The sequence below is a fragment of the Rhodanobacter lycopersici genome, assembly GCF_040812335.1.
In the GTDB taxonomy this organism is placed as follows: Bacteria; Pseudomonadota; Gammaproteobacteria; order Xanthomonadales; family Rhodanobacteraceae; genus Rhodanobacter_A; species Rhodanobacter_A lycopersici.
On sequence record NZ_JBFOHK010000001.1, the window covers coordinates 1,384,312 to 1,408,165 of the forward strand.

The window sequence follows — 23,854 nt, forward strand, 5'->3', positions numbered from 1 at the left end:
ACGGCCGTCCATTTGTCGTATGACCATGACGCTTGTGTCCGCTGAAAACGACGACGGCCGCGCAAGGCGGCCGTCGTCGTTGCCCGGGAAGACAGGGACGTCAGTGATCCTCGTTCTCGACCAGCTCCTCGTAGGCGCTGGCATCGAGCAGATCATCCAGCTCGGTACGGTTGCTGATGCGCACGGCGAAGATCCAGCCCTCGCCGTAGGCGTCCTCGTTGATCGTCTCGGGCTTGTCGTTGAGTGTCTCGTTGACCTCCACCACCTCGCCCGACACCGGCGAGTAGATGTCTGAGGCAGCCTTTACCGACTCCACCACGGCGGCGGCGTTGCCGGCCTGCACACTGGAGCCGATTTCCGGCAGTTCGACATAGACCAGGTCGCCGAGCTGGCCCTGGGCGTGGTCGGAGATGCCCACGCGCACCAGGCCGCCGTCCTCGACGCGGGCCCACTCGTGGGATTTGTTGAACTTCAGGTCGCCGGGGATCTCGCTCATGGTCGGGTCCAGTTTCGGGTCAGGGGACAGGCGGCCATTCTAGCCGCAAGATGCAAGATGGATGTTCGGAATGCGGACTCAAATGCCCTCGCAGGGCTTGCCGTCGCGCACGAACGGGTATTTCACCAGGCGCACCGGCAGTTCGCGGCCGCGGATGTCGACGCGCACCGCACCGGGCTCGCCGGCGGGGATGCGCGCGAACGCCACCGCCTTCTCCAGCGTGGGTGCGAAGCTGCCGGAAAGGATCTCGCCCTCGCCGTTCGCGGTGAGCACCTTCTGGCCGTGGCGCAGCACACCCTTCTCGTCCAGCACCAGGCCCACCATCACCCGCTTCACGCCTTCAGCCTTCTGCTTTTCCAGCACGGCGCGACCGATGAAGTCGCGGCCCTGGTCCAGCGCGATGGTCCAGCCGAGGTTGGCTTCCCAGGGCGAGACGGTCTCGTCCATGTCCTGGCCATAGAGATTCATGCCGGCTTCGAGGCGCAACGTGTCGCGCGCGCCCAGGCCCGCCGGTTTCACGCCGGCTGCGGCCAGCGCTTCCCACAGCGCCACGGCATGCTCGCCCGGCACGATGATCTCGAAACCGTCCTCGCCGGTGTAACCGGTGCGCGCCACGAACAGCGGCATGCCGTGCGGTCCCTGCGCGGCGGCGGCGGCGAACTTGCCGAGTTTCTCGATGCGCGGGCGATCCACCTCGTGCAGCAGGCCGAGCACCTTGGCGCGGGCGTTGGGACCCTGCACCGCGATCATCGCGAACTCGGGGCGCTCCTTCACCTCGACGCCGAAGGCCTTGGCCTGCTGCTCGATCCAGGCCAGGTCCTTGGCGCGGGTGGCGGCATTCACCACCAGGCGGTAATGCTCGTCGCCGAGGAAGTACACGATCAGGTCGTCGATCACGCCGCCCTGCTCGTTCAGCATGCACGAGTACAGCGCCTTGCCGTGCACCTTGAGCTTGTCCACGCTGTTCGCCAGCAGGTGGCGCAGGAAATCCTTCGTGCGCGCGCCGTGCAGGTCGACCACGGTCATGTGCGAGACGTCGAACATGCCCGCGTCGCGGCGCACCGCGTGGTGTTCCTCGATCTGCGAGCCGTAGTTGATCGGCATGTCCCAGCCGCCGAAGTCGACCATGCGCGCGCCCAGCGCGCGATGGGTGGCGTTGAGTACGGTCTTCTCGGTCATCGCGGAGGCGCCTTGCGGGGAAGGGAGACGGCCATTATCCCCTGCCCGCACGCGCCTTTCCAAGCCACGGATTCAGTGCGCCGACGTATCGATGCAGCGGAAGGTGAGGTTGATGCGCGCCGCCGCGAGCCCGCGCACGCGCGGCAAGTCGTGCCGGTACAGCCGCTGGGTGGCGCCGGCCATGCGCAGCAGGCTGCCGTGCGGCAGCAGCAACTCGGACGTGTCGCCGGGCCGTGCCGGCTCGCCGCGCGCACGGCGGCGACGGAAGCGGAAACGCCGCCCGGCGCCCAGGCTCAACGAGGCGATCACCGGCCGCGTGCCCAGCTCCGGCTCGTCGTCGCTGTGCCAACCCATCGCATCGTCGCCGTCGCGATACAGGTTCGCCAGCACGCTGTTGAAGCGCGCGGCGCAGGCCTGTTCCAGCCGCCCGCGCAACACGGCCAGCGCCGCCGGCCATGGCCGTGGCTCGAAGCGGGTGCGCGAATAGGTGTAGCCGGCACCGGGATCGCCGATCCAGCAGCTCAAGCGCGGCGAATCGAGCTCGCGGCCGAACAGGCGGATGCGGTGGGTTTCCCAGGCGATCGCATGCTGCAGCCCGGCGAACAGCGCATCCGCCTCGGCCGGGTCCAGCCAATGCGGCCACAGGGCCACGTCGGCATCCGGCAACGCGATGCGTTGCCAGCCGGCCGTCGTCTTCGCCCCGCCCATCGCTCAGGCGACGCTGTCGCCGTCGTCGGCTGGTGCGACGAAGCGCTCCAGCAATTGCTCGGTCAACTGCTCGGCCAGCCGCTCGGCGCGGTCGCCTGCCGTATGCAGGTGCACCTCGGGTGCCTCGGGCGCCTCGTAGGGCGCGTCGATGCCGGTGAAGTTGCGGATCTCGCCGGCACGCGCCTTGCGATACAGACCCTTGGGATCGCGCTGCTCGCATTCCGCCAGCGGCGTGTCCACGAACACCTCGACAAACTCGCCTTCGTCGAACAGCTCGCGCACCGAACGCCGCTCGCTGCGGTAGGGCGAGATCGCGCTGACCAGCACGATCAGGCCCGCGTCCACCATCAGGTGCGCCACCTCGCCGATGCGGCGGATGTTCTCCACACGATCCTCGGGGGTGAAGCCCAGGTCCTTGTTGATGCCGTGGCGCACGTTGTCGCCGTCCAGCAGATAGGTGTGGTGGCCCAGCGTGTGCAGGCGCTTCTCCACCAGGTTGGCGATGGTGGACTTGCCCGCGCCCGACAGGCCGGTGAACCACAGGCACAGCGGCCGCTGGCCCATGCCGGCGCCACGCACGGACTTGTCCACGTCCACGTGCTGCCAGTGCACGTTGGCGGAGCGCGTCAGCGCGAAGTCCAGCATGCCGCAGGCCACGGTGGCGTTGCTCTGGCGGTCGATCAGGATGAAGCCGCCCAGCGTGCGGTTGGTGGCATAGGGTTCGAACGCGATCGCCTCGTCCAGGCCAATCGTGCAGGAACCCACCTCGTTGAGTTCCAGGTGGCGTGCGGCCAGCTTGGCCTGGGTGTTCACGTCCACCTTGTGCTTGATCGACATCACCCGCGCGTTGACCGTGCGCGCGCCGATCTTCAGCCAGTAGGTGCGATTGGGCAGCAGCGCGTTGTCGCCCAGCCACACCACGTGGCAGGCGAACTGGTCTGCCACTGGCGCCGGGCGCAACGCATCGGCGATCACGTCGCCGCGGCTCGCATCCAGTTCGCGATCCAGGCACAGCGTCACCGCCTGGCCTTCGCCGGCATCCTGCAGATCGCCATCGGCGGTGACAATGCGCTCGATGCATGCACGCTGCACGCCCGGCTGCACCACCACTTCGTCGCCCTTGGCCACACGGCCGCCGCAGATCGTGCCGGCATAACCGCGGAAACCCTGGTCGGGCCGGTTCACCCACTGCACGGGCATGCGGAAGTCGGCGGCGCGGGCGGGCGTGGCGTCGGCCGCCTCCAGCAACTCCAGCAAGGTCGGCCCCTGGTACCAGGACAGGCGCGCGGAGCGCGTGCCCACGTTGTCGCCACCTGGCGCGATCACCGGCAGGCAGTCGACCTTCGCGATGCCCAGCGTCCGGGCGAGCGTCCGGTAGGCATCGGCGATTTCCCGGTAGACGCGCTCGTCGCAGCCCACCAGGTCCATCTTGTTCACCGCCAGCACCACCTGGCGGATGCCGAGCAGGCTGCATATGTAAGAGTGCCGGCGCGTCTGCGGCAGCAGGCCCTTGCGCGCGTCCACCAGCACCACCGCCAGCTCGGCGTTGGATGCGCCGGTGGCCATGTTGCGGGTGTACTGCTCGTGACCCGGGCAGTCGGCCACGATGAAGTGGCGGCGCGCGGTATGGAAGTAGCGGTAGGCCACGTCGATGGTGATGCCCTGCTCGCGCTCGGCGTCGAGGCCATCGGTGAGCAGGGCGAAATCCAATGCGTCGCCCGCATCGGCGTGCAGGCGCTGGCTGTCACGCCTGAGCGCGGCAAGCTGGTCTTCCGGCACCATGCCGGCGTCGTACAGCAGGCGACCAAGCAGGGTGCTCTTGCCGTCGTCCACGCTGCCGCAGGTGATGAAGCGCAGCAGGCCCTGGCCGGTGCGGTTGGCGTTGGCGGCACCCATCAGAAGTAACCCTCCTGCTTCTTGCGCTCCATCGAGGCCGTGGGGTCGTGATCGATCACCCTGCCCTGGCGCTCGGAACTGCGCGAATCGGCCATCTCCTGGATGATCTCGTCCAGCGTGGCAGCGCCGGACTCCACCGCACCGGTGAGCGGGTAGCAGCCCAGGGTGCGGAAGCGCACCATGCGCGTCTCCACCTGCTCGCCTTCGCGCAGGGTGAAACGCTCGTCATCCACCATGATCAGCGCGCCGTCGCGCGCCACCACCGGGCGCGGCTTGGCGAAGTACAGCGGCACCACCGGGATGGCCTCGCGGCGGATGTACTGCCAGACGTCCATCTCGGTCCAGTTGGAGAGCGGGAACACGCGCACGCTCTCGCCCTTGCGGATCTGCGTGTTGTAGGTGTGCCAGAACTCGGGACGCTGGTGCTTGGGGTCCCAGCGGTGCTGGGCGTTGCGGAACGAGAACACGCGCTCCTTGGCGCGCGACTTCTCCTCGTCACGGCGGGCGCCGCCGATGGCTGCGTCGAACTGGTACTTGTCCAGCGCCTGCTTCAGCCCCTGCGTCTTCATGATGTCGGTGTGCACGGTGGCGCCATGGGTGAGCGGCGAGATGCCCTGGCGCACGCCATCCTGGTTGATGTGCACCAGCACCTCGACGTCGCCGTCGGCGGCCACCCGGTCGCGGAACGCGATCATCTCGCGGAACTTCCAGGTGGTGTCCACGTGCAGCAGCGGGAACGGCGGCTTCGCGGGGTGGAAGGCCTTGCGCAGCAGGTGCAGCAGCACCGAGGAATCCTTGCCGATGGAATACAGCATCACCGGCCGGCGGAAGCTGGCCGCCACCTCGCGGAAGATGTGGATGCTCTCCGCCTCGAGCTCGTCGAGGTGGGAAGGCGCCTGCGCGATGTCTTTGCTCATGCCTGGAACCGTGACTGACCTGGTGCGCCCGCGCAAGCGCGCGACGCTGGATCGGCGATGTTACGCGATCCCCGGCCTGCAATCGAAATAACCAGGGCAGGCCACCTCGCCCGCAGGTGGCATATATGACTCAGATGATCGCCGGATAGACCGGGTCGGCATCCAGCGTGGCTGCACACACCGCGGCCAGTTCCAGCAGGCGCAGGTCCGAGCCGCGGCCGCCCACCAGCTGCAGCCCCACCGGCAAGCCGTTCGACAGCTTGCCCATCGGGATGCTCACCGCGGGACAGCCGGCGAGGCTGGCAAAACTCGTGAGGTCGGCCTGGTTGTCCGGCGCCGGGCCGCCCAGCGGGAACGCACCCTGCGGCGTGGTGGGCAGCACCAGCACGTCGATCTGCGAGAACAGCCGGCGCATCTTCAAGGTGGCCACATCGAGCACGCGGTCGGCCTTCGCGTAATCGGCCGCGCTCTTCTGCTCGGCGTAGCGCAGCAACTCGCGGAAGCGCGGTGACACCGGATGCGCCGCGTCGGCCAGATCCGCGGCGAAGGTGCCCAGCATCTCCGCCTCCATCAGCAGCAGGCCGGCGCGGCGGGTGCGCGCGAAATCCCAGTCGGCGAAATCCACCGTGCGGCGTTCGCCCAGCGCATGGGCGAGCTTCGCTACCGCCGACTCGAACAATGCCGTGACCTCGGGCTCCACACCCAGCGCGGCCAGATCCGGCAGCAGGCCGCTGCGCAGCTTGCCCGGCTCCCAGTCCGGCAGCGCCAGCGCCACGCGGCGACGGCGCGAACGCGCATCGTCGGCGTCGTAGCCGGCCAGCACCTGCAGCAGCACGGTGAGATCGGCCACGCTGCGCGCGAGCAGCCCCACCGCATCCAGCCGCCGCGCCGCCGGCACCAGGCCACGCGCGGAGATCTCGCCATGGGTGGGCTTGAGCGCGTACACGCCGCAATAGCTGGCGGGGATGCGGATCGAGCCCAGGCTGTCCGAGCCCACCGCCGCCGCCGCCAGGCCCGCGGCCACCACCGCGGCGGAACCGCCGGAAGAGCCGCCCGCGGTGTAGCCCTGCTTCCAGGGATTGTGGGTGGGGCCGAAATGCGGATTGTCGGTGGCCGCACCCAGCGCGCCCTCATCCATATTGGTCTTGCCGACCAGCACCGCGCCCGAGGCACGCAGCCGCGCCACCACGTGCGCGTCGCCCGTCGCCGGCTTTTCGCGCCCGGGCAGGCCGGCGCGGGTGGGCCAGCCGGCGATGTCGAGGTTGTCCTTGATCGCCACCGGAATGCCGTCGAGCCGGCCGATCACGCCGTCGCGGCGGCGATGCTCGGCGGTGCGCGCCTGCTCCTGCAGCAGGCCGGGGCTCAGGCCCACGTAGGCATTCAGTTGCGGATTGATGCGCTCGATCGCCTCCTCGCAGGCCTCGGCCAGCGCCTGGGGATTGGTGCGCCCGGTAGCCATCCAGTGCAGCAGCTGGCACACGGTGGCACGGCGCAGGTCCAGGTCGGTGATCGGCGGCAGCGAACTCATCGGCATTCCTTAGATGTGCGCTCATCCATGAACGCGAAGATCAAGAAGCGACCATCCCTGGCCGCACTCTTCGAGGCGTGGGCGGATTATCGCCATCGCCCGTGAAGCCTGCGCAAGCCCGGGCCAGCGGGTTTGCCGCGCAAGGCGCGAAACCGGACAATAGCGCATTCGACGCGTCGCGCCGGCCAAGGCCGCGACCGTCCGCATCAGCCTGCCGGAGTCCGCCATGAGCGAACGCGAAACCATGGAATACGACGTCGTCGTGGTCGGCGCCGGCCCGGCCGGGCTGTCGTTCGCGATCCGGCTGAAGCAGCTGCAGCCCGACACCACGGTGTGCGTGATCGAGAAGGCCTCCACCATCGGCGCGCAGATCCTTTCCGGCGCGGTGATCGAGCCACAGCCGCTGGACGCCCTGCTGCCCGGCTGGCGCGACACCCCGCCGCCGATCTGCGTACCCGCCGGCGAGGACGAGTTCTGGCTGCTCAGCAAGACCGGCGGCCGCAAGCTGCCGGTGCCGCCGGGCATGAAGAACCACGGCAACTTCATCGTCTCGCTGGGCGCCATGTGCGCCTGGCTGGCGCCGCAGGCCGAGGCGCTGGGCGTGGACGTGTTCCCCGGCTTCGCCGCCGCCGACACCATCCATGACGAGGACGGCTCGGTCACCGGCGTGCGCATAGGCGACATGGGCGTGGCGAAGGACGGCTCGCACAAGCCCGGCTACACCCAGGGCATCGATATCAAGGCCAAGGTCACCGTGCTCGCCGAGGGCGCGCGCGGCAGCCTCACCAAGCAGCTGATCAAGCGCTTCAAGCTGGACCGGGACAGCGACCCGCAGGGCTACTCCATCGGCATCAAGGAACTGTGGCAGGTGCCCGCTGGCCGCGTCGTGCCCGGCAAGATCGTGCACAGCTTCGGCTGGCCCGCCGACAGCCACACCTACGGCGGCAGCTTTCTCTACCACCTGGACAAGGACCGCATCGCGCTGGGCTACGTCAGCGGCCTCGACTACAGCGACCCGGACTACCAGCCGTGGGAGGCCTTCCAGCAGTGGAAAAACCATCCGCACGTGAAGGACTTGCTGGAAGGCGGCAACATCCTCTCGGCCGGTGCGCGTGCCATCGTCACCGGCGGCTGGCAATCGCTGCCGAAGTGCGAGATGCCCGGTGCACTGCTGATCGGCGACACCGCCGGCCTGCTCAACGTGCCCAAGGTGAAGGGCACGCACCAGGCGATCCGCAGCGGCATGCTCGCCGCCGAACACCTCGCCGAAACCGGTCTGGATGCCGCCGGCTTCGACACGAAGCTGCGCGGCTCCGAGGCGATGGCCGAGCTGAAGAAGGTGCGCAACATCAAGCCCGCCTTCAAGAAGGGCCTGTGGTTCGGCCTGCTCAACGCAGCGTGGGAAACCGTCACCGGCGGCCGCTCGCCCTGGACGCTGAAGAACAAGTCCGACTGGTCCAGCCTGCACAAGCTGGGCGAATGCGAGGAACCGAAGCGCGACTATGTGCAGCCGCGCGAACTGCCCCCGCGCGACCGTCTCGCCGGCGTCTACTTCGCCGCCACCGAGCACGACGAGGACCAGCCCATCCATTTGCACGTGGCCGACACCGGCATCTGCGTCGACCAGTGCACCAAGGAATACGGCAATCCCTGCACCCGCTTCTGCCCCGCCAATGTGTACGAGATGGTGGAAGACGAAGGTGGCAAGCGCCTGCAGATCAACGCCGCCAACTGCGTGCACTGCAAGACCTGCGACATCAAGGACCCGTACGAGATCATCACCTGGGTGACGCCGGAAGGCGGCTCGGGGCCGAATTACCAGAACCTGTGATTCCGCAAACCGCCTGCAAGATCCACGACACCCGATGACGCACCACCAGACTTCGACAAGGACGCGACCCTGACCAGCACGATTTCGTGGCGACTCAAGCGACTGCGCTACCTGCTCCAGCGCGTGGGTGGCAGCATGGCGCAACGTGGCCTGCGCGGCACCCTGGCGCGCATAGCGCAGGAATTCCAGCAGCGCCCGGAGCAGGACGCGACATGGCAGCTCGAAGCGCTGGACGCGCCGTTTGCGCCATTCGCCGTGCCCTGCAGCGAGATGCCGCGCGTCTCGGTGATCGTGCCGATCCACGGCAAGCTGGCGTATACCGTCGCCTGCCTGCGCTCGATCGCGCGCCATGGCGCCACCGCGCCGTTCGAGGTGATCGTGGTGGACGATGCCTCGCCCGACCATAGCGCCGTCACGCTTGCACAGATCGACGGCCTGCGCCTGCTGCGCAACGAGCGCAATCTCGGCTTCATCGGCAGCTGCAACGCCGGCGCTGCGGCAGCCCGCGGCGAATACCTGCTGTTCCTCAACAACGATACCCAGGTCACGCCGGGCTGGCTGGACCGTCTGCTCGACTGCTTCGCGGAGGAGCCGGGATGCGGCATCGCAGGCAGCCGGCTGGCCTACCCCGACGGCCGCCTGCAGGAGGCCGGGGGCCTCGTCTATGCCGATGGCAGCGCGTGGAACTATGGTCGCTTCGAGCAGCGCGACGATCCACGCTTTCTGTATCGCCGCGATGCCGATTACGTCTCCGGCGCGGCACTGATGATCGAAGCCACGTTGTTCCACGATGTCGGCGGCTTCGATCGGCGCTACGCGCCCGCCTATTGCGAAGACATGGACTTGGCCTTCGCAGCGCGTGCCGCTGGCCGACGCGTGATCTACCAGCCGGAAAGCCTGGTGGTGCACTGCGAAGGGATCAGCTCCGGACTGGATCCGTTCGCCGGCGTGAAGCAATGCCAGATCGCCAACCGCGCCACCTTCGCGGACAAGTGGCAGGCAGCACTGCAGCGACAGCCGGCGCCGCGCACGCCGGTGGAAACCGCAATTCACCATGAGCGGTGGCCACACATCCTGATCGTCGATGCGCTGACACCGGATGCCGCACGGGACTCCGGTTCGCTGCGCCTGCTCAACATCATGCAGCTGCTGCGCGAACTGGGCTGGCGCGTCAGCTTCATGGCGGATAACCGCGCCGCCACGCACGACGAGATCGTGCAGTTGGGACGTGTCGGTGCACACGCACTGTGCAAGCCGTGGTCGCCCTCGCTGGTCACATGGTTGCGACGCGAAGGCGCCACGCTGGATGCCGTGATGCTTTGTCGCCACTATGTAGCGGCTCCCAACCTCGACCTCGTGCGCCGACTGGCACCGCAGGCCACGGTATTGTTCGATACCGTGGACCTGCACTTCCTGCGCGAACAACGCGCCGCGGAGCACACCGGCAACAACACACTGGCTCGCCAGGCCGAGTTGTCGCGCCATCGGGAGCTGGCACTGATCCAGGCCTGCGACATCACTCTTGTCGTGAGCCCGGTCGAACATGCCCTGCTCGCCCGCGAGTTGCCGCAGGCCCGGATCGAGCTGCTTTCCAACGTGCATGAGGTGTATGGCCGCGGAGCCGGCTTTACCGCACGCAGCGGACTGGTCTTCGTGGGTGGCTTCAACCATCCGCCGAACGAGGATGCGGTGCGCTGGCTGGTCAGCGAGATCTTTCCGCGCATCCACGCGCAACGGCCGGACATCGCGCTGCACCTGATCGGCGAGATACCCGAAGCCGCGCGGCTGTCACTGGTCACGCCTGGTGTGCAGATCCACGGCCGCGTGGCCGATCTCACGCCGTGGATGGAGAGCTGCCGCATTGCGCTTGCCCCGCTGCGCTACGGCGCCGGCGTGAAGGGCAAGGTGAACATGGCGATGAGTCACGGTTTGCCAGTGGTCGCCACCGGCATCGCCGCCGAAGGCATGCAACTACACGACGGTGACGAGATCCTGCTCGCTGACGATGCCGAGGGTTTCGCTACCGCCGTGTTGCGGCTGCACGATGACGAAACGCTGTGGCAGCACCTTTCGGAGCGTGGACTGGACAACGTGCGCGAGCACTTCTCGTTCGAGGCCGCACGTGCCGCGTTGCACCGGGTTCTGCCACTACCGGCAAATACCGGCGACAACCTGCGCTGACTCCGTCAACCCATTGACCATACGCATCCGCACGGAATGCCGAGTCGGGTTAGAATCGGGGTTTGCATGAACTTCGGGCACCCCGCCGGGTGCCGTCAGCTGAGGAAGCACAGATGAAGATTCTGGTCGGCTACAAGCGCGTGGTGGATTACAACGTGCGCATCCAGGTCAAACCCGACGGCACCGGCGTGGTGACCGATGGCGTGAAGCTTTCCGCCAACCCGTTCGACGACATCGCGCTGGAAGAAGCCCTGCGTTTGCGCGAGAAGGGCCTCGCCGAGGAAGTGGTGGTGGTCGGCATCGGCCCCGCCGACCTCACCGCGCACCTGCGCAACGGCCTGGCGATGGGCGCCAACCGCGCCATCCATGTCACCACCGCCGATGCCGTACAGCCGCTCACCGCCGCGCGCGCCTTCCTGAAGCTGGTCGAGAAGGAACAGCCGGGCCTGGTACTGCTGGGCAAGCAGGCCATTGACGATGACGCCAACCAAACCGGTCAAATGCTCGCCGCGCTGTGGGACCGCCCGCAGGCCACCTTCGCCAGCAAGGTGGAGATCGCCGATGGCAAGGCCACGGTGACGCGCGAGGTGGATGCCGGCCTCGAAACCATCGAAGTGGAACTGCCCGCCGTGGTCACCAGCGACCTGCGCCTCAACGAGCCGCGCTTCATCAAGCTGCCGGACATCATGAAGGCCAAGAGCAAGCCCATCGACGTGGTCGAGCTCGCCTCGCTGGGCGTCGACAGCGGCGACCACCTCAAGACCACTCACTACGCCGCGCCGGCCAAGCGCAGCAAGGGCGTGATGGTGAAGGACGCGGCCGAGCTGGTCGCGGCGCTGAAGCAGAAGGGTTTGCTGTAACCCCCACATCACCCGTAGGAGCGGCTTCAGCCGCGAACAATCGCGCGTATCGCGGCTGAAGCCGCTCCTACCGCAAAGCAAGACACAAGGAACCATGCCATGAGCAAGATCCTCGTCATCGCCGAACATCTGGACGGTAAGCTGAACTCCGCCACCGCCCGTGCCGTGAGCGCCGCAGCCGCGGTGAAGCCCGAAGGCATCGACGTGCTGGTACTGGCCGACAGCGTCGCTGCCCTCGCCGCCGAAGCCGCGAAGATCGACGGTGTAAGCCGCGTGCTCACCGTGGAACGCGCCGAGAACGCGCATCCACTGGCCGCCGTGCTGGCGCCACAGATCGCCAAGGCCGCCACCGGTTACAGCCACGTATTCGCTCCTTCCACCACTTTTGGCAAGGACGTGACACCACGTGTCGCCGCCCTGCTCGGCGTGGCCCAGGTCAGCGACGTGATGAGCATGGAAGGCAGCCACAGCTTCAAGCGCCCGATATACGCCGGCAACGCCATCGTCACCGTCGAAGCCGAGCCTTCGCATACCGTGGTCGCCACCATCCGCACCGCGTCTTGGCCAGCCGCCGCGACTGGCGCGAACAACGCGCCGGTCGAAACGCTTGACTTCGATGTGGCATTGCCCAGCCACACCCGTTACATCGGCCTCCAATCGGGCAAGAGCGATCGTCCGGACCTGCAGAGCGCCAGCAAGGTGGTTTCCGGTGGCCGCGGCGTAGGCTCGAAGGAAAACTTCGACATCATCTTCAAGCTCGCCGACAAGCTCGGCGCCGCGGTGGGCGCTTCACGCGCCGCAGTGGACGCCGGCTACGTGCCCAGCGACCTGCAGGTGGGCCAGACTGGCAAGATCATCGCCCCCGAGTTGTACATGGCCATCGGCATCTCCGGCGCCATCCAGCACCTCACCGGCATCAAGGACGCCGGCACCATCGTCGCCATCAACAAGGATGGCGAGGCGCCAATCTTCGAGGTGGCGGACTTCGGGCTGGTGGGGGATCTGTTCAAGCTCATTCCGGAGCTGGAACAAGCGCTCGGCTGAGCAGTCCCGGTGTTTCTTTTGAGGCATTCTTGTTCAGAATATGCTGACATGCCCCGACCAATCACGAGCAACATCCGCGAAAGGCGCACCGATGAGGCAATGCCAACACTGCCATCACGCGTTCGACGCGCCACTGCATGGCACGCCATGTCCTTCATGTGGTGCAGTGGTGACCGTCATCAACGGCAGGCCATGCTATGCCCCCGACCTTGCCCGCGAATCGCCCGGCTTCAAGGCCGAGCACTTCGCCGAGTTGGCGGCGCTGGAAGACGGCCATTTCTGGTTCCGCGCCAGAAACAAACTGATCATCCACGTCCTGCGCAGGCATTTCCCGCAGGCGCAAAACATGCTGGAGATCGGCTGCGGCACCGGCTACGTGCTGCGTGGGGTGGCACAGCATTTTCCTCAGCTGCGGATGAGCGGCAGTGAAATTTTTCTGGAAGGTCTCTCCTTTGCCGCACGGCGCGTGCCGAGAGCGGACCTGTTCCAGATGGACGCACAGCAAATTCCATTCGTCGACGAATTCGATCTGGTCGGCGCCTTCGATGTCATCGAGCACATTGCCGACGATGAACGCGTACTGCGTGAAATCCATCGTGCGCTGAAGCCCGGTGGCGGCGCGCTGTTCACCGTGCCCCAACACCCTGGCCTGTGGAGTATTCAGGACGTCCATGCCTGCCACGTACGTCGCTACCGCCGACACGAGTTGGCAAACAAGCTGCGATCCGCCGGCTTTCGCATCGTCTTCTCGACCTCCTTCGTCAGCCTTCTGTTACCCATCCTCGCCACCTCCCGATGGCGCCAGCGGCATGCCGGTGGCGAACACGAGATGACCGGCGAATTCAAGCTGCCGGCCGCCATCAACACCGCGCTGTATGGTGTGCTTCGACTGGAGCACTGGCTGATCGCGATGGGCCTGCGCTTTCCCATCGGCGGGACCCGGCTGATTGCAGCCGTCAGACTTGATGGGTGACATGACGCAACTGTCCAGGATGGCTGAAACGCTGTCGCAATACGCACGGAATTCCATGACATAGCCAGTAACTCAAAGCGCATGCCTATGACAACCAACTCGCCCCGTATCTCCGTGATCTCGCCTGTCTATGGATGCGCCGAATGCCTGCACACGCTGTGTTCCGATATCTCAGTCGCGCTACTGCAGCTAGCGGCGCCCTACGAAATCATCCTGGTTTGCGACGGCAGTCCGGATGACTCCTGGCGGCATATCGAGACATTGGCGGCAAACGATGAGCGCATCCGTGGCATCCGGCTGACCCGAAATTTTGGACAGCATTGCGCGATTGCAGCTGGCCTGGAACACAGCCGAGGTGATTGGGTCGTCGTTCTTGACTGCGACCTGCAAGACCCACCATCGGCAATCCCGGATCTCTACGCAAAAGCACTGGAAGGCAATGATGCCGTATTTGCCGTCCGCGAGGATCGCAAAGATGGTTTCTTCAAGCGGCTGTCCTCTCGCGCCTTTTTTGCCACCCTGAGCTATCTCACCGAAACATCGCATGACTACCGCACGGCAAACTTCGGGATATTCAGCTCACGTGTAATTCAAGCCATCAATGCAATGCCGGAGCGCAAGCGCTTCTTCCCGCTGATGGTGAACTGGACAGGCTTCCGAACGGCACGCATCAGCGTCGATCATGGTGAACGTAAGCACGGCGAAAGTTCATACAGCCTCGGCAAGCTCCTGCGGCTGGCGATGGACATCATCCTTTCCTACTCGGAAAAACCGCTACGCCTGGTGGCCAAATCGGGCCTGCTTTTTTCGATGCTGTCATTTGTCTTTGTCGCCATCAGCATCTTTCGCTACGCGCACGGCGACGTCGCCGTCGCCGGCTACACCAGCATCATGGCGTCGATATGGCTCGTGGGCGGCATGACCATATTCAGCCTTGGCATCGTTGGCATATATGTGGGACGCATCTTTCATGACATCAAGAAGCGTCCTTATTATGTCGTTGACAAGCTCCTGAATTTTTCAGATAGCACGAAAATCGCCAATAAGGATGAAACATGCTGACGTTTGCTCCGCTCGAGTCGAGCCGTTTCGGATTGAAGACCCTCAGGGGAACTGCTGAGGGTGAAGTGGACTGCAGTGCACTGGCCTAGGAACTCATCGAAAGCCAGACCGATCTAGCCATCATCCGACTACCGGCGCAGCACTCCTATCAGATTCACGACCTGCATCGATTCGGGCTGTACCCTATCCACGCCGACACGCTGGTTCACTACCACTGTGATCTTGATAAGTGCGAACCACGCCCATTGCGCAATCCACAATTGACGATCGTCGAGGCCAGCCAAAGTGACACGAGAAGCATATCTGCACTGATACGTAGCACCTTCAACCATTACACCAATCACTACAATTCCAATCCGGCATTGAGCAAGAGCAGCATCCTTGCCGGCTACGAAGAATGGGCGCTTGGACATCTGTCTGACCAGAATAAAATTATATGGGTGACCAAGGCCGATGAACGCGTCGTCGGGATATCCTGCAGCGCATATGACGAAGCACACGACACTTGCGACTTCGTATTGGGTAGCGTGCACCCCGACTTTGGCCAGGGTGGCGTCTACACGGACCTTATTCGTTACAACCAGGCATACTTCAAAGCGAGGGGCTTCCGAACGCTCCGAGTCTCCACCCAGGTATCGAACCTGACGGTCCAGCACGTATGGGCTCGCGAGGGTTTCAAGCTCGCGAAAGTCTTCGATACGTACCACATCAATTGCATGTTTAACGCCGATCCCGAACGCTTGCGACTCGCAAACAGCATTTACCGGGCAACACGCATCTGATTTGAATATCGGCTCGCCATCACTCAGAGATGCACCCAGAAAGCATCTGAATCCTTACAACCATGAGCTTCACCGCTTTCATCCAGGACACGCATGACCATCCCGTTCAATCGCCCTTATCTTGTCGGCCGCGAGTTGGACAACATCGCCAAGGCTCATGCCAACGGTCATCTGTCCGGTGACGGCGCGTTTACCCGAAGCTGCCACGCCTGGCTAGAACAGCGTACGGGGACGCGCAAGGCCCTGCTTACGCACTCCTGCACCGCGGCGCTGGAGATGGCTGCGATCCTGCTCGACCTGCAGCCGGGCGACGAAGTGATCATGCCCTCGTTTACGTTCGTTTCGACCGCCAACGCCTTCGTGCTGCGCGGAGCCATTCCGGTGTTCGTGGACATTCGACCCGACACGCTGAACATCGATGAGTCACTGATCGAGCAGGCCATCACCCCAGGCACTCGAGCCATCTGCGTGGTGCACTACGCTGGCGTGGCGTGTGAAATGGACACCATCATGGCGATCGCCGCCAAGCATGGCCTGAAGGTGATCGAAGACGCCGCGCAAGGCATCTTCTCCACCTACAAGGGACGGGCACTGGGCAGCATTGGCAATCTGGCCGCACTGAGCTTTCACGAAACCAAGAACGTGATCTCGGGCGAAGGCGGTGCGCTGCTGGTGAATGATCCAGCCCTGGTCGAGCGTGCGGAAATCATCCGCGAAAAGGGCACCAATCGCAGCAAATTTTTCCGCGGACAGGTGGACAAATACACGTGGGTGGATATCGGTTCGTCCTATCTACCCAGCGAACTGATCGCGGCATTCCTGGCCGCGCAGTTCGAAGCGGCGGACGCCATCACGGCACGGCGCCTGGCCATCTGGGACCGCTACCACGACTGGGCTGCGCCACTGGAATCCGGCGGCCTGCTGCGTCGCCCGACCGTTCCCGTCGATTGCATTCACAACGCGCATATGTATTACCTGCTGCTGGGCGATCTTGCCGGGCGAACCCGTTTCATCGAGGCGATGAAAGCCTCCGGCATCGGCGTGGTCTTCCACTACATCCCGCTCCACAGTTCGCCAGCAGGTCAGCGGTATGGACGCACCCATGGCGTGCTCCACCACACGGATGCCACCAGTGATCGCCTCGTCCGGCTGCCGCTGTGGGTTGGTCTGGAGGACCATCAGGATCACGTCATGCAGGTGGCCCAGGACATCCTCGGCCAGTCTCCTGAGCCCTGAGCCCTGATCCATGCTTCCGCTCAAGCTGGCGACCGCAGGCATCGGACGCTATCGACTGACTAGCGTATGCCATGCGTGGATGTGTCTGGAACCATGAAACTCCGCCACCTTAGATACCTGCTGGTCCTGCTGATTCTGATCATTTGCGTGAACGCAACGGTCAAGCTGTTCGACTGGCACATCGTGGCGCGCGCGATCCGACACATGGACCCTGGCATCCTGCTCGGTGGCGGACTGTCCATACTGCTGGCCATCTTTGCACTGCGCGGCTGGCGCTGGTTGATCGTGCTGGGGATCCAGCCGGACCGTCGCCGCTTCTGGCATTCGTTCTGCGCCAACGGCGCGGCAGCCGGACTGGCGTCGCTGACGCCCTTCCAGTTGGGTGAAATCGTCAAGATACGGATGATCCCGGATCATCACGGCAGCGCCTGGCGACTAGGCGTTTCTGGGTTCTTCGTCGAGCGCGTACTGGATCTCGGCGGCATGTTCGGCATCGGGCTGTGCGGCCTGGCGATGCACTTTGCGTGGAATTGGCTTGCCCCGTTGGCGTTGCTGCTTCCGTTGCTTGGCGGCCTTTTCCTCAGCCTGCTGTCCATTCACGTCCGGCGCCTGCCGAAGCGTCTGCAGCCTTACACCGAAGCACTGCACCATGTACGGCGCATTGTTTTCGCGAGCTTGCTGACGATCCTCATCTGGCTGCTCTACACCGGCCTGTGGTGGATCGCTGCCTTATCCATGCATGTGCACCTGGGTTTCGGTCAGGCAACCCTTCTGCTGGGCGGCGTCATGCTCGCCATCGTCGCCAGTATGACGCCGGGCGGCCTTGGCGTGTCGGAACTGGGTAGCCGCGGCATCATGCTCTGGCTGGGCGCTTCCGTCACCGACGCGGATACGACGGCCATTGCGGTGCGCCTGCTCACACCGCTGATCGTCCTTGTCGGACTGGCCTGCCTACTGCCTCTACTGCTGCGACATCGTCGTAGGTAATCGGCACCCATCGCATCGCGACATCTATCGTGATGCGATGTCACTTCTCCGCATCGGGAAGGTAAACCTCGAGTTGCGGTTCACCGACAGGGGAGCCAATCCGATGGTAGTGCGTACTGATGTATCGCCAGATGCGCGGATGCGTATTGGCGTAGCGCAGGTCATCGCGCCCATCCACCGCGACGTCATTGGCAAGAACCAGTTGCGGTACCGCCTGCCGCAAACGGGCAATCTCCTGGTCCTGGAATGCATCATTGCGCGGCAGCAGCGGATAGGTCTCATAGACTGGAGATCTGACGCCAAGCAACGCATAAGCACCCGGCCACACCGGCACAGACAGAATCGTACCGCCTGCGTGGACATAACGGCTCGCCAATTCATCGATATCTTTCACCGTGACAGCCGTATCGGCGCTCATCCATAGACGATCGCCCCGCACATCGACTGACACCCAACCGGGCTGGGTCCGCATTACATAACCCGCGTGCAGAGGCAGCACGACCCATAGCGTGGCGAAAGCGAGAACGGAACAACCCAGCCACTGCACAACCACCCGGGCCTGTTTCGGCCAAGGCAAGACAAGAAAGCCAACCAGGCACGGGAGTATCGCCTGAGCCAGATGCCCAACATCGGCCCGAGAAAAGGCCACGTTGAGATAGGGGACGGCCGTCAGCACGCTCGCCGCGAAAACCGGATTCGCGATGATCCGGTCGTGCCGCGTCCGCCGTAGAACCAGCGCGGCCCCCGACACGCAGAACAGCGGCAATGCCACGAAGAAGCATCCCACCAGCCACGGCCTGATCAGCGCCGACAATGGTTGCTGAGCAACCGCAACCGTCCACGGCCACGGCACAGGCAATGGCAAGTTGGTACCTTTGTACTCGAACAGCATGAAGCGGATGCTGTCCCAGAACATGACCGCAAAACGATGATTGAGGATCAAACCCAGCAGAATTGGCGCAAAGCCCAGCACAACGCCAGCCAGCCATGCCCGAATACAGCGATGCCAGACGGGTTTGTCTGCGCAGAGCATCAGCACCGGGGTCGCCAGCAAGCAAGCGATCACTCCGTAGAGACCATGATTGCGCCCCAGCACGGCAGCCAAACCGACCACGATACCGTGGACAAGGAGCCGACGTGCCGACGGGTAGGCCAACACTCTTGCGAGGCTGGCTGTCAGGATGACAGACATCGCCGCGTCGTAGCCTTTCCACCACGGCAGCATCCATAACAGGCACAACACCATCGCGAATACGCAAAGGGCCACGCGCGCAACGATCCGACCAGTCGATCCACGCAAAACAAGCAACCCTGCGCCAATCACGCCCACAGCCGCAAACGCCGCCGTAGCGGCCCGCACGGCAATGATCCCATGCACATGAAACAGCCATAGCAAGCCTGCCACCCAGTAATACCGCCCGGGGTCGTAGGACATGAAATCCCGAACGGGCACCTCGCCATGCAGCACACGCTGCACGCCGTACCAGAGAAAGCCTTCATCCCACAGATTGAAGCCGACGTGCGCTTCCGCAAGAAACCCCAGCAGGCAGGCAACCACGCCGAACAGTGCGACGGCGGCAAGAGCAAATCGTTCCCCCTGCCGTATCTGGGTCGTCGTCACGGCACCACCTCCGAAGCGGCAGCGGATGCTGGCGATTCCAGTGGACCGTTGACGCGCGGCAGGAAAACATGCCTCGCCTGCACCTTTGGAGAAAGCACGTTGAGACGGTGCTGGCTCAACAACAGCAAGACCGCGCGGCGACGCGCCAAGGGCCAGTGGCACACCACCAGTTCGGGCAGGCAATCCTTCGTCTGCGTCGCGTCGCCTGCAAGTTGGGCCACCTGCGTGGCCATCCGGGCATAGTAGGGAAGCCCGTAACGCCGTTGCTGCCATGCCGCGTGCGTCAGCGGGATCTGCAACAACAGCAAAGCCGTACAACCCAGCATGGGAATGCGCAACGTCACCCAACGCCGCCATGCCGGGGTCGAGGGTGCAAGCATTCGCGTCCCGGCCCACATCAGCAACAAGGCGACCAGATTGAACTGGTAAAACTCAACGTAGCGATCCTCGCCCAGATAACTGCTACCGAAGAGGGACACCCGAACCAGGATGATGCCTGCCAGCAAGCCATAGGCAAACAACATCAGGCACATCGCCATGAACGTCGGCAGGTTGTGCCTGCCGTGCAAGGCTCGCCACCAGAACGCGCCATGCGCCACCAGCAGGCATGTTGCAAGGAGCATCTGGACAATATCCCACGCCTGTGCCGGCAGCTGCTCGAAGGGGTTGGTCGAGGCCACCGACAGCGAAAACGGGACGCTCACCCACTGCCAGCCATCGCCCTTGCGCAGGTCTCCGTACAACGCCGCCAATCGTGTTGCCAGCGAGGCAGCCGGTGTGCCGTCCAACAGGGGAGCGAAGGCATAGGCGACGCGCACCAGCACCGTGCAGACGACCATTACCGCGATCATTTTTCCGATCGAGTGCCGCGGCTGCGCGGGACCGCGCCATGCCAGAAACAGCAACGCCACCACCGTGGAAACCACGGTGATCAGCGCCACATCGTCGGCCACCACGCACAACACGAGGGTGCCGGCAACCAACAGTAGGTAGCGGTGACTCCGCCATGCATGCCAGACCACCCACATGAACAGCAACACCGGCACCAGCGTGACATAACCCAGAGCCACCAACGGCCACGCCCAGATGTCGGCGCTATTCAGGGAAAGCAGCACAGCCGTCAAGGTGACCCAGGCGACGAAGCGGTGCGCGTCAACCGGATTCCCCTCGTCCGCTGTCGTGACGACGCGATACAGGATCAGCGCACAAACGGCCGCAGCGATCACGCCCACGATGGCTCCGATGGAATAGTCGAGATCAAACCAGCGCCACTCGATCAATTGCACCAGCTTCAACAACGGCTGCGCGTGATCGTCCACGTAGCGCCGGGTGAAGAAGTCGGCAAATCCCAGACTGCCCTCCATAGCCTTGCGCACGAACACATCGAGGGAATACCAGTCATCGGATCGTATGACCGGGTTGGCGGTTCGCAGCACGAAAAAAAGCGTGTTGAACAACGCCACGCAGGCAATGATCCACGCGAATGCGCGTGCTAACCACTCCCTGCCCAACATCTTCATCGGTTGCAACCGTGTTGTCACCGCATTCCCCTGCACATGCTCTGCCGACATTCCCGAAGCAATTGTTCTGCCAGTACCGACCAGCCGTATTGCGCGATGCCACTGTCGTCGCGTGACAGCTCCGCGCAACGCTGTTGCGGCGAATCCACCAGCGTTCCCAGAAACGCCTGCAAGCTGGCGCGATCGTTGCGACATACCCAGCCGCGTCCCCATGCCCGGATCAGTACGTTGGCCGGATCGTCGTCGACCGCATGACAATGCAGGATCGGTTTGCCGCTGCCCAGATATTCGTACAGCTTTCCCGGTGTCTGTGCCTCCAGCGCATTGCCGATGTTCACCAGCACATCGCACTCGGCCTGCAAGGCGAGCACCCGATCGTGCGACTGTTCACCGAGGAAGACGATGCGCCCCGCACTGCGGGCCGCGATCGCCAGGCATTCCGGCTTGACCTCGGGCGCCGCCACGGTCAGCCGCACCCGCGGCTGCGCGAGCACCGCTTCCAGCAACGCCATCGGATCGCGGAACGGGTAGAAGCGCCCGGTGTACAGCAGGTGCGCGTCTCCGCCGGTTTCCAGACTCTGCAGCCGGGGTGTCCAGGGATTGCGGCGTTGACGGTCGTCGTAGCCCTGGCTGAGGACAAAAACCTTGTCCGGTGCCATGCCGTGGCGGGCGATCAACTGATCGCGTGTGCCACTCGTCGTCACGCTGATCGCCGCGGCCGTCGCGCAGACCCGCGCCTCGAGGCGGCCGGCACGCCGTCGCCAGTGTCGCGGCGTGTACGGTGCCAGCACCGGGTCGCCCAGGTCCGCCAACCACGTACTGACCTTGCCCGCCGCCTGCAGACCAATCTCCAGGCTCACCGCAGGCTCGTGCGAGCTGATCACGACGTCCGGCTGAATTTCTGCCAGCAAGTCCGGCAATGCCGCACAGGCCGGCGCGAGCCATTGTCCGCGACTGTCCGGATAGCACCACAGGCCGATCAGCCGATCCAGTCGCTGATGCAGGCGCCCTTTCCAGTTCAAGTTCGCGCCGCGTGCCGGTGCCGCCCCGAAGGTCCCCTGCACATCAGCAGATGGTGGCGCGGCGTCCGGGGGGCGCGCACGTTGCCGCCGCACCAGCCAGCCCGCCAGACCACCCGCCCCGCAGCGATGGACGATGACGCCCTCGGGCACTTGCATCGAAATGCCTGAGATGGGCAGCTGCGGCGCCAGTACATGTACATCGACACCCAGCCGGGCCAGTTCGCGGGTCAGGTAATGCCAGCGAATGGCTTGCGGGGAAGCGAGCGGCGGGTAGTCATAGGCGATCAGCAGGATGCGCATTGCTGGCTACTGAAGGTTGTCCAAAAGAGTGATGATCATCATCAATAATCCGTTAAAAATACGAGCACCACCGCGATCTCATTGAGATCGCTTCATTGGGACCGCTGAGCTGTAGCATTGATACCGGTGGCACAATCAATTCGGAAAATGTTTTTTTCACACTAGTCGATAACCACTGACGCTCACCAACTTAAAATAACAGCCACAGTTCGATTCCTTAGTCCAACAAACACATGGAAAACCTTGCAAACGCTCTACCCTGACCAAGGTGGCTTCGAAATGATATCAGTCAAATGGCACGATATGCGCTTGGTATTCCCACAAAATAGATATGCAAGATTTTGCGACACCTCTATATTGATGGCATCGCGTCAAAGGATACAACTCATGCACCCGAAAAGTGACGGACGAGGTGCCTGAGATCTTCCATGCCATGTTGCAACAGTTAATCCGAATATTGTCAATAACGCATCTGCTTATGCCAACGCCATGCACTCTCGATAATTGCGTCAACCTCAGTGAAGGCCGGAGTCCAGCAAAGCAAATCGTGCGCCTTTGCACTTGAAGCAACCAGCACCGGCGGATCGCCCATGCGCCTCGGCGCAAGCTCAAAAGCGATGTTCACACCCGTCACACGCCGCGCCGCGCCGATCACTTCAAGTACGGTAAACCCCTTCCCGTTACCAAGGTTGAACAGATGTGCCCCATCATGGCCGGCCATGAATTCGATCGCCTTCATATGAGCCGAGGCCAAATCGCTGACATGCACGTAGTCGCGCACACAGGTGCCATCGCGTGTTGCGTAATCACCCCCAAAAACTTTCAACACGCTATCACTGCACAGTGCAGCTCGCAACACGTTCGGAATGAGGTGAGTCTCCGGCTCGTGCGACTCGCCGATCTCGCCAGAAGGATCCGCCCCTGCCGCATTGAAATAGCGTAATGTAACCGATCGCAATCCGTAGGCTTTGGCCGCATCAGCCAGCATACGCTCAACCATCAGTTTACTGGCACCGTAGGGATTGATTGGCTCGACAGGACATGTCTCGTCTATCACGCCTGTCTGCGGGGCACCATATACAGCAGCGGTCGATGAGAATACCAACTTGTCTATGCCCGCCGTATGCATCGCACGCAACAAATTCAAGGTGCCTACAACATTATTCTGGTAGTAAGTGTACGGGTCGTCCACCGACTCTCCAACCAGCGAGCGAGCACAGAAATGCATTACTGCATCAAAACGATGAGCCATGAACAGCGCGGCGAGAGATGCCGGATCGAGCAGGTCGCCCACTACCATTGGAACCATTCCGACCGCCGCCCGATGACCGGTGGACAGGTTGTCATACACTACCACCTCGTGCTCTAACGCAGTTAGATAGCCCACCATGTGTGAGCCTATGTAACCTGCGCCGCCGCAAACCAGAATCCTCATGCGCACTCCGCTTCGTCGAGTCCGGCGTGCATCATACCCTACGCCAAAGTCAAACTCGGATCATGCCAACCGGATCAGTGGAATGGTCTACAGCTATCGGACAATCTACGCGAGGAGAGCCTAGCCCGGCTGGTGTAGGGGATTTCACAGACATGTACAATGTTGTGCCTGCCCTCTTTCGTAGCCTTGTCGCGACAACCATTTGAAGAGACCGAGACCGGCAACAAATTCGGCTCATCACCCCTGGTTCTTCCTCTTCTGTCCACGCAGCCTCAC

19 protein-coding genes are annotated in these 23,854 nt (G+C 63.7%); 9 read left to right on the top strand and 10 right to left on the bottom strand.

What is annotated here, in order from left to right; genetic code table 11:
- Positions 1-100 precede the first annotated feature (100 nt).
- The 6 genes from gcvH to ABQJ54_RS06390 form a co-directional block, all read right to left on the bottom strand.
- Positions 101-496, bottom strand: a complete 396-nt coding sequence (gcvH, locus tag ABQJ54_RS06365; RefSeq protein ID WP_367853409.1) for a glycine cleavage system protein GcvH — start codon at positions 494-496, stop codon at positions 101-103.
- 78 nt (positions 497-574) lie between these two features.
- Positions 575-1,675, bottom strand: coding sequence for a glycine cleavage system aminomethyltransferase GcvT (gene gcvT / locus ABQJ54_RS06370; protein WP_367853410.1), 1,101 nt, complete (start codon positions 1,673-1,675; stop codon positions 575-577).
- A 72-nt stretch (positions 1,676-1,747) separates the two neighbouring features.
- Complete coding sequence (locus tag ABQJ54_RS06375) at positions 1,748-2,383, bottom strand: alpha-ketoglutarate-dependent dioxygenase AlkB family protein (RefSeq protein WP_367853411.1); 636 nt, start codon at positions 2,381-2,383, stop codon at positions 1,748-1,750.
- A gap of 3 nt (positions 2,384-2,386) precedes the next feature.
- Complete coding sequence (gene cysC / locus ABQJ54_RS06380; protein WP_367853412.1) at positions 2,387-4,279, bottom strand: adenylyl-sulfate kinase; 1,893 nt, start codon at positions 4,277-4,279, stop codon at positions 2,387-2,389.
- Positions 4,279-5,196, bottom strand: a complete 918-nt coding sequence (cysD, locus tag ABQJ54_RS06385; RefSeq protein ID WP_367853413.1) for a sulfate adenylyltransferase subunit CysD — start codon at positions 5,194-5,196, stop codon at positions 4,279-4,281. Before cysD ends, cysC begins: the two co-directional genes overlap by 1 nt.
- Before the next feature lie 130 nt (positions 5,197-5,326).
- Entirely contained in the window at positions 5,327-6,724 is a 1,398-nt protein-coding gene (locus tag ABQJ54_RS06390) for an amidase (RefSeq protein WP_367853414.1), read from the bottom strand.
- Between the two features lie 226 nt (positions 6,725-6,950).
- Between ABQJ54_RS06390 and ABQJ54_RS06395 the strand changes: the two genes are divergently transcribed.
- From ABQJ54_RS06395 to ABQJ54_RS06435, 9 genes are all read left to right on the top strand, one after another.
- Positions 6,951-8,555 (top strand): electron transfer flavoprotein-ubiquinone oxidoreductase, encoded by a 1,605-nt coding sequence (locus ABQJ54_RS06395; protein ID WP_367853415.1) that lies wholly within the window; start codon positions 6,951-6,953, stop codon positions 8,553-8,555.
- A gap of 81 nt (positions 8,556-8,636) precedes the next feature.
- Positions 8,637-10,736: a glycosyltransferase gene (locus ABQJ54_RS06400; RefSeq protein ID WP_437343326.1), complete on the top strand. Its 2,100-nt coding sequence runs from the start codon at positions 8,637-8,639 to the stop codon at positions 10,734-10,736.
- A gap of 113 nt (positions 10,737-10,849) precedes the next feature.
- Positions 10,850-11,596 (top strand): electron transfer flavoprotein subunit beta/FixA family protein, encoded by a 747-nt coding sequence (locus ABQJ54_RS06405; protein ID WP_367853417.1) that lies wholly within the window; start codon positions 10,850-10,852, stop codon positions 11,594-11,596.
- A gap of 99 nt (positions 11,597-11,695) precedes the next feature.
- Positions 11,696-12,640: an electron transfer flavoprotein subunit alpha/FixB family protein gene (locus ABQJ54_RS06410; RefSeq protein ID WP_367853418.1), complete on the top strand. Its 945-nt coding sequence runs from the start codon at positions 11,696-11,698 to the stop codon at positions 12,638-12,640.
- A gap of 169 nt (positions 12,641-12,809) precedes the next feature.
- Positions 12,810-13,613 carry a class I SAM-dependent methyltransferase gene (locus tag ABQJ54_RS06415; protein ID WP_367853419.1) on the top strand — a complete coding sequence of 268 codons (804 nt, stop codon included), beginning with the start codon at positions 12,810-12,812 and terminating at the stop codon, positions 13,611-13,613.
- A gap of 87 nt (positions 13,614-13,700) precedes the next feature.
- Positions 13,701-14,675, top strand: coding sequence for a glycosyltransferase family 2 protein (locus ABQJ54_RS06420; protein WP_367853420.1), 975 nt, complete (start codon positions 13,701-13,703; stop codon positions 14,673-14,675).
- 260 nt (positions 14,676-14,935) lie between these two features.
- Positions 14,936-15,457, top strand: a complete 522-nt coding sequence (locus ABQJ54_RS06425) for a GNAT family N-acetyltransferase (protein WP_367853421.1) — start codon at positions 14,936-14,938, stop codon at positions 15,455-15,457.
- A gap of 93 nt (positions 15,458-15,550) precedes the next feature.
- Entirely contained in the window at positions 15,551-16,693 is a 1,143-nt protein-coding gene (gene rffA, locus ABQJ54_RS06430) for a dTDP-4-amino-4,6-dideoxygalactose transaminase (RefSeq protein ID WP_367853422.1), read from the top strand.
- Between the two features lie 93 nt (positions 16,694-16,786).
- Positions 16,787-17,680 carry a lysylphosphatidylglycerol synthase transmembrane domain-containing protein gene (locus tag ABQJ54_RS06435; protein WP_367853423.1) on the top strand — a complete coding sequence of 298 codons (894 nt, stop codon included), beginning with the start codon at positions 16,787-16,789 and terminating at the stop codon, positions 17,678-17,680.
- Between the two features lie 40 nt (positions 17,681-17,720).
- On the opposite strand, the gene ABQJ54_RS06440 is transcribed toward ABQJ54_RS06435, so the two are convergent.
- From ABQJ54_RS06440 to galE, 4 genes are all read right to left on the bottom strand, one after another.
- Positions 17,721-19,301 (bottom strand): hypothetical protein, encoded by a 1,581-nt coding sequence (locus tag ABQJ54_RS06440; protein ID WP_367853424.1) that lies wholly within the window; start codon positions 19,299-19,301, stop codon positions 17,721-17,723.
- A complete protein-coding gene (locus ABQJ54_RS06445; protein WP_367853425.1) occupies positions 19,298-20,821 on the bottom strand; it encodes a hypothetical protein in 1,524 nt (507 codons plus the stop codon). The genes ABQJ54_RS06440 and ABQJ54_RS06445 overlap by 4 nt, the downstream gene beginning before the upstream one ends.
- A gap of 17 nt (positions 20,822-20,838) precedes the next feature.
- The gene (locus ABQJ54_RS06450; protein WP_367853426.1) at positions 20,839-22,143 is read right to left on the bottom strand and encodes a glycosyltransferase; all 1,305 of its coding nucleotides are present in this window, start codon (positions 22,141-22,143) and stop codon (positions 20,839-20,841) included.
- Positions 22,144-22,603: 460 nt separating this feature from the next.
- Positions 22,604-23,578, bottom strand: a complete 975-nt coding sequence (galE, locus tag ABQJ54_RS06455; RefSeq protein WP_367853427.1) for a UDP-glucose 4-epimerase GalE — start codon at positions 23,576-23,578, stop codon at positions 22,604-22,606.
- Positions 23,579-23,854 lie beyond the last annotated feature (276 nt).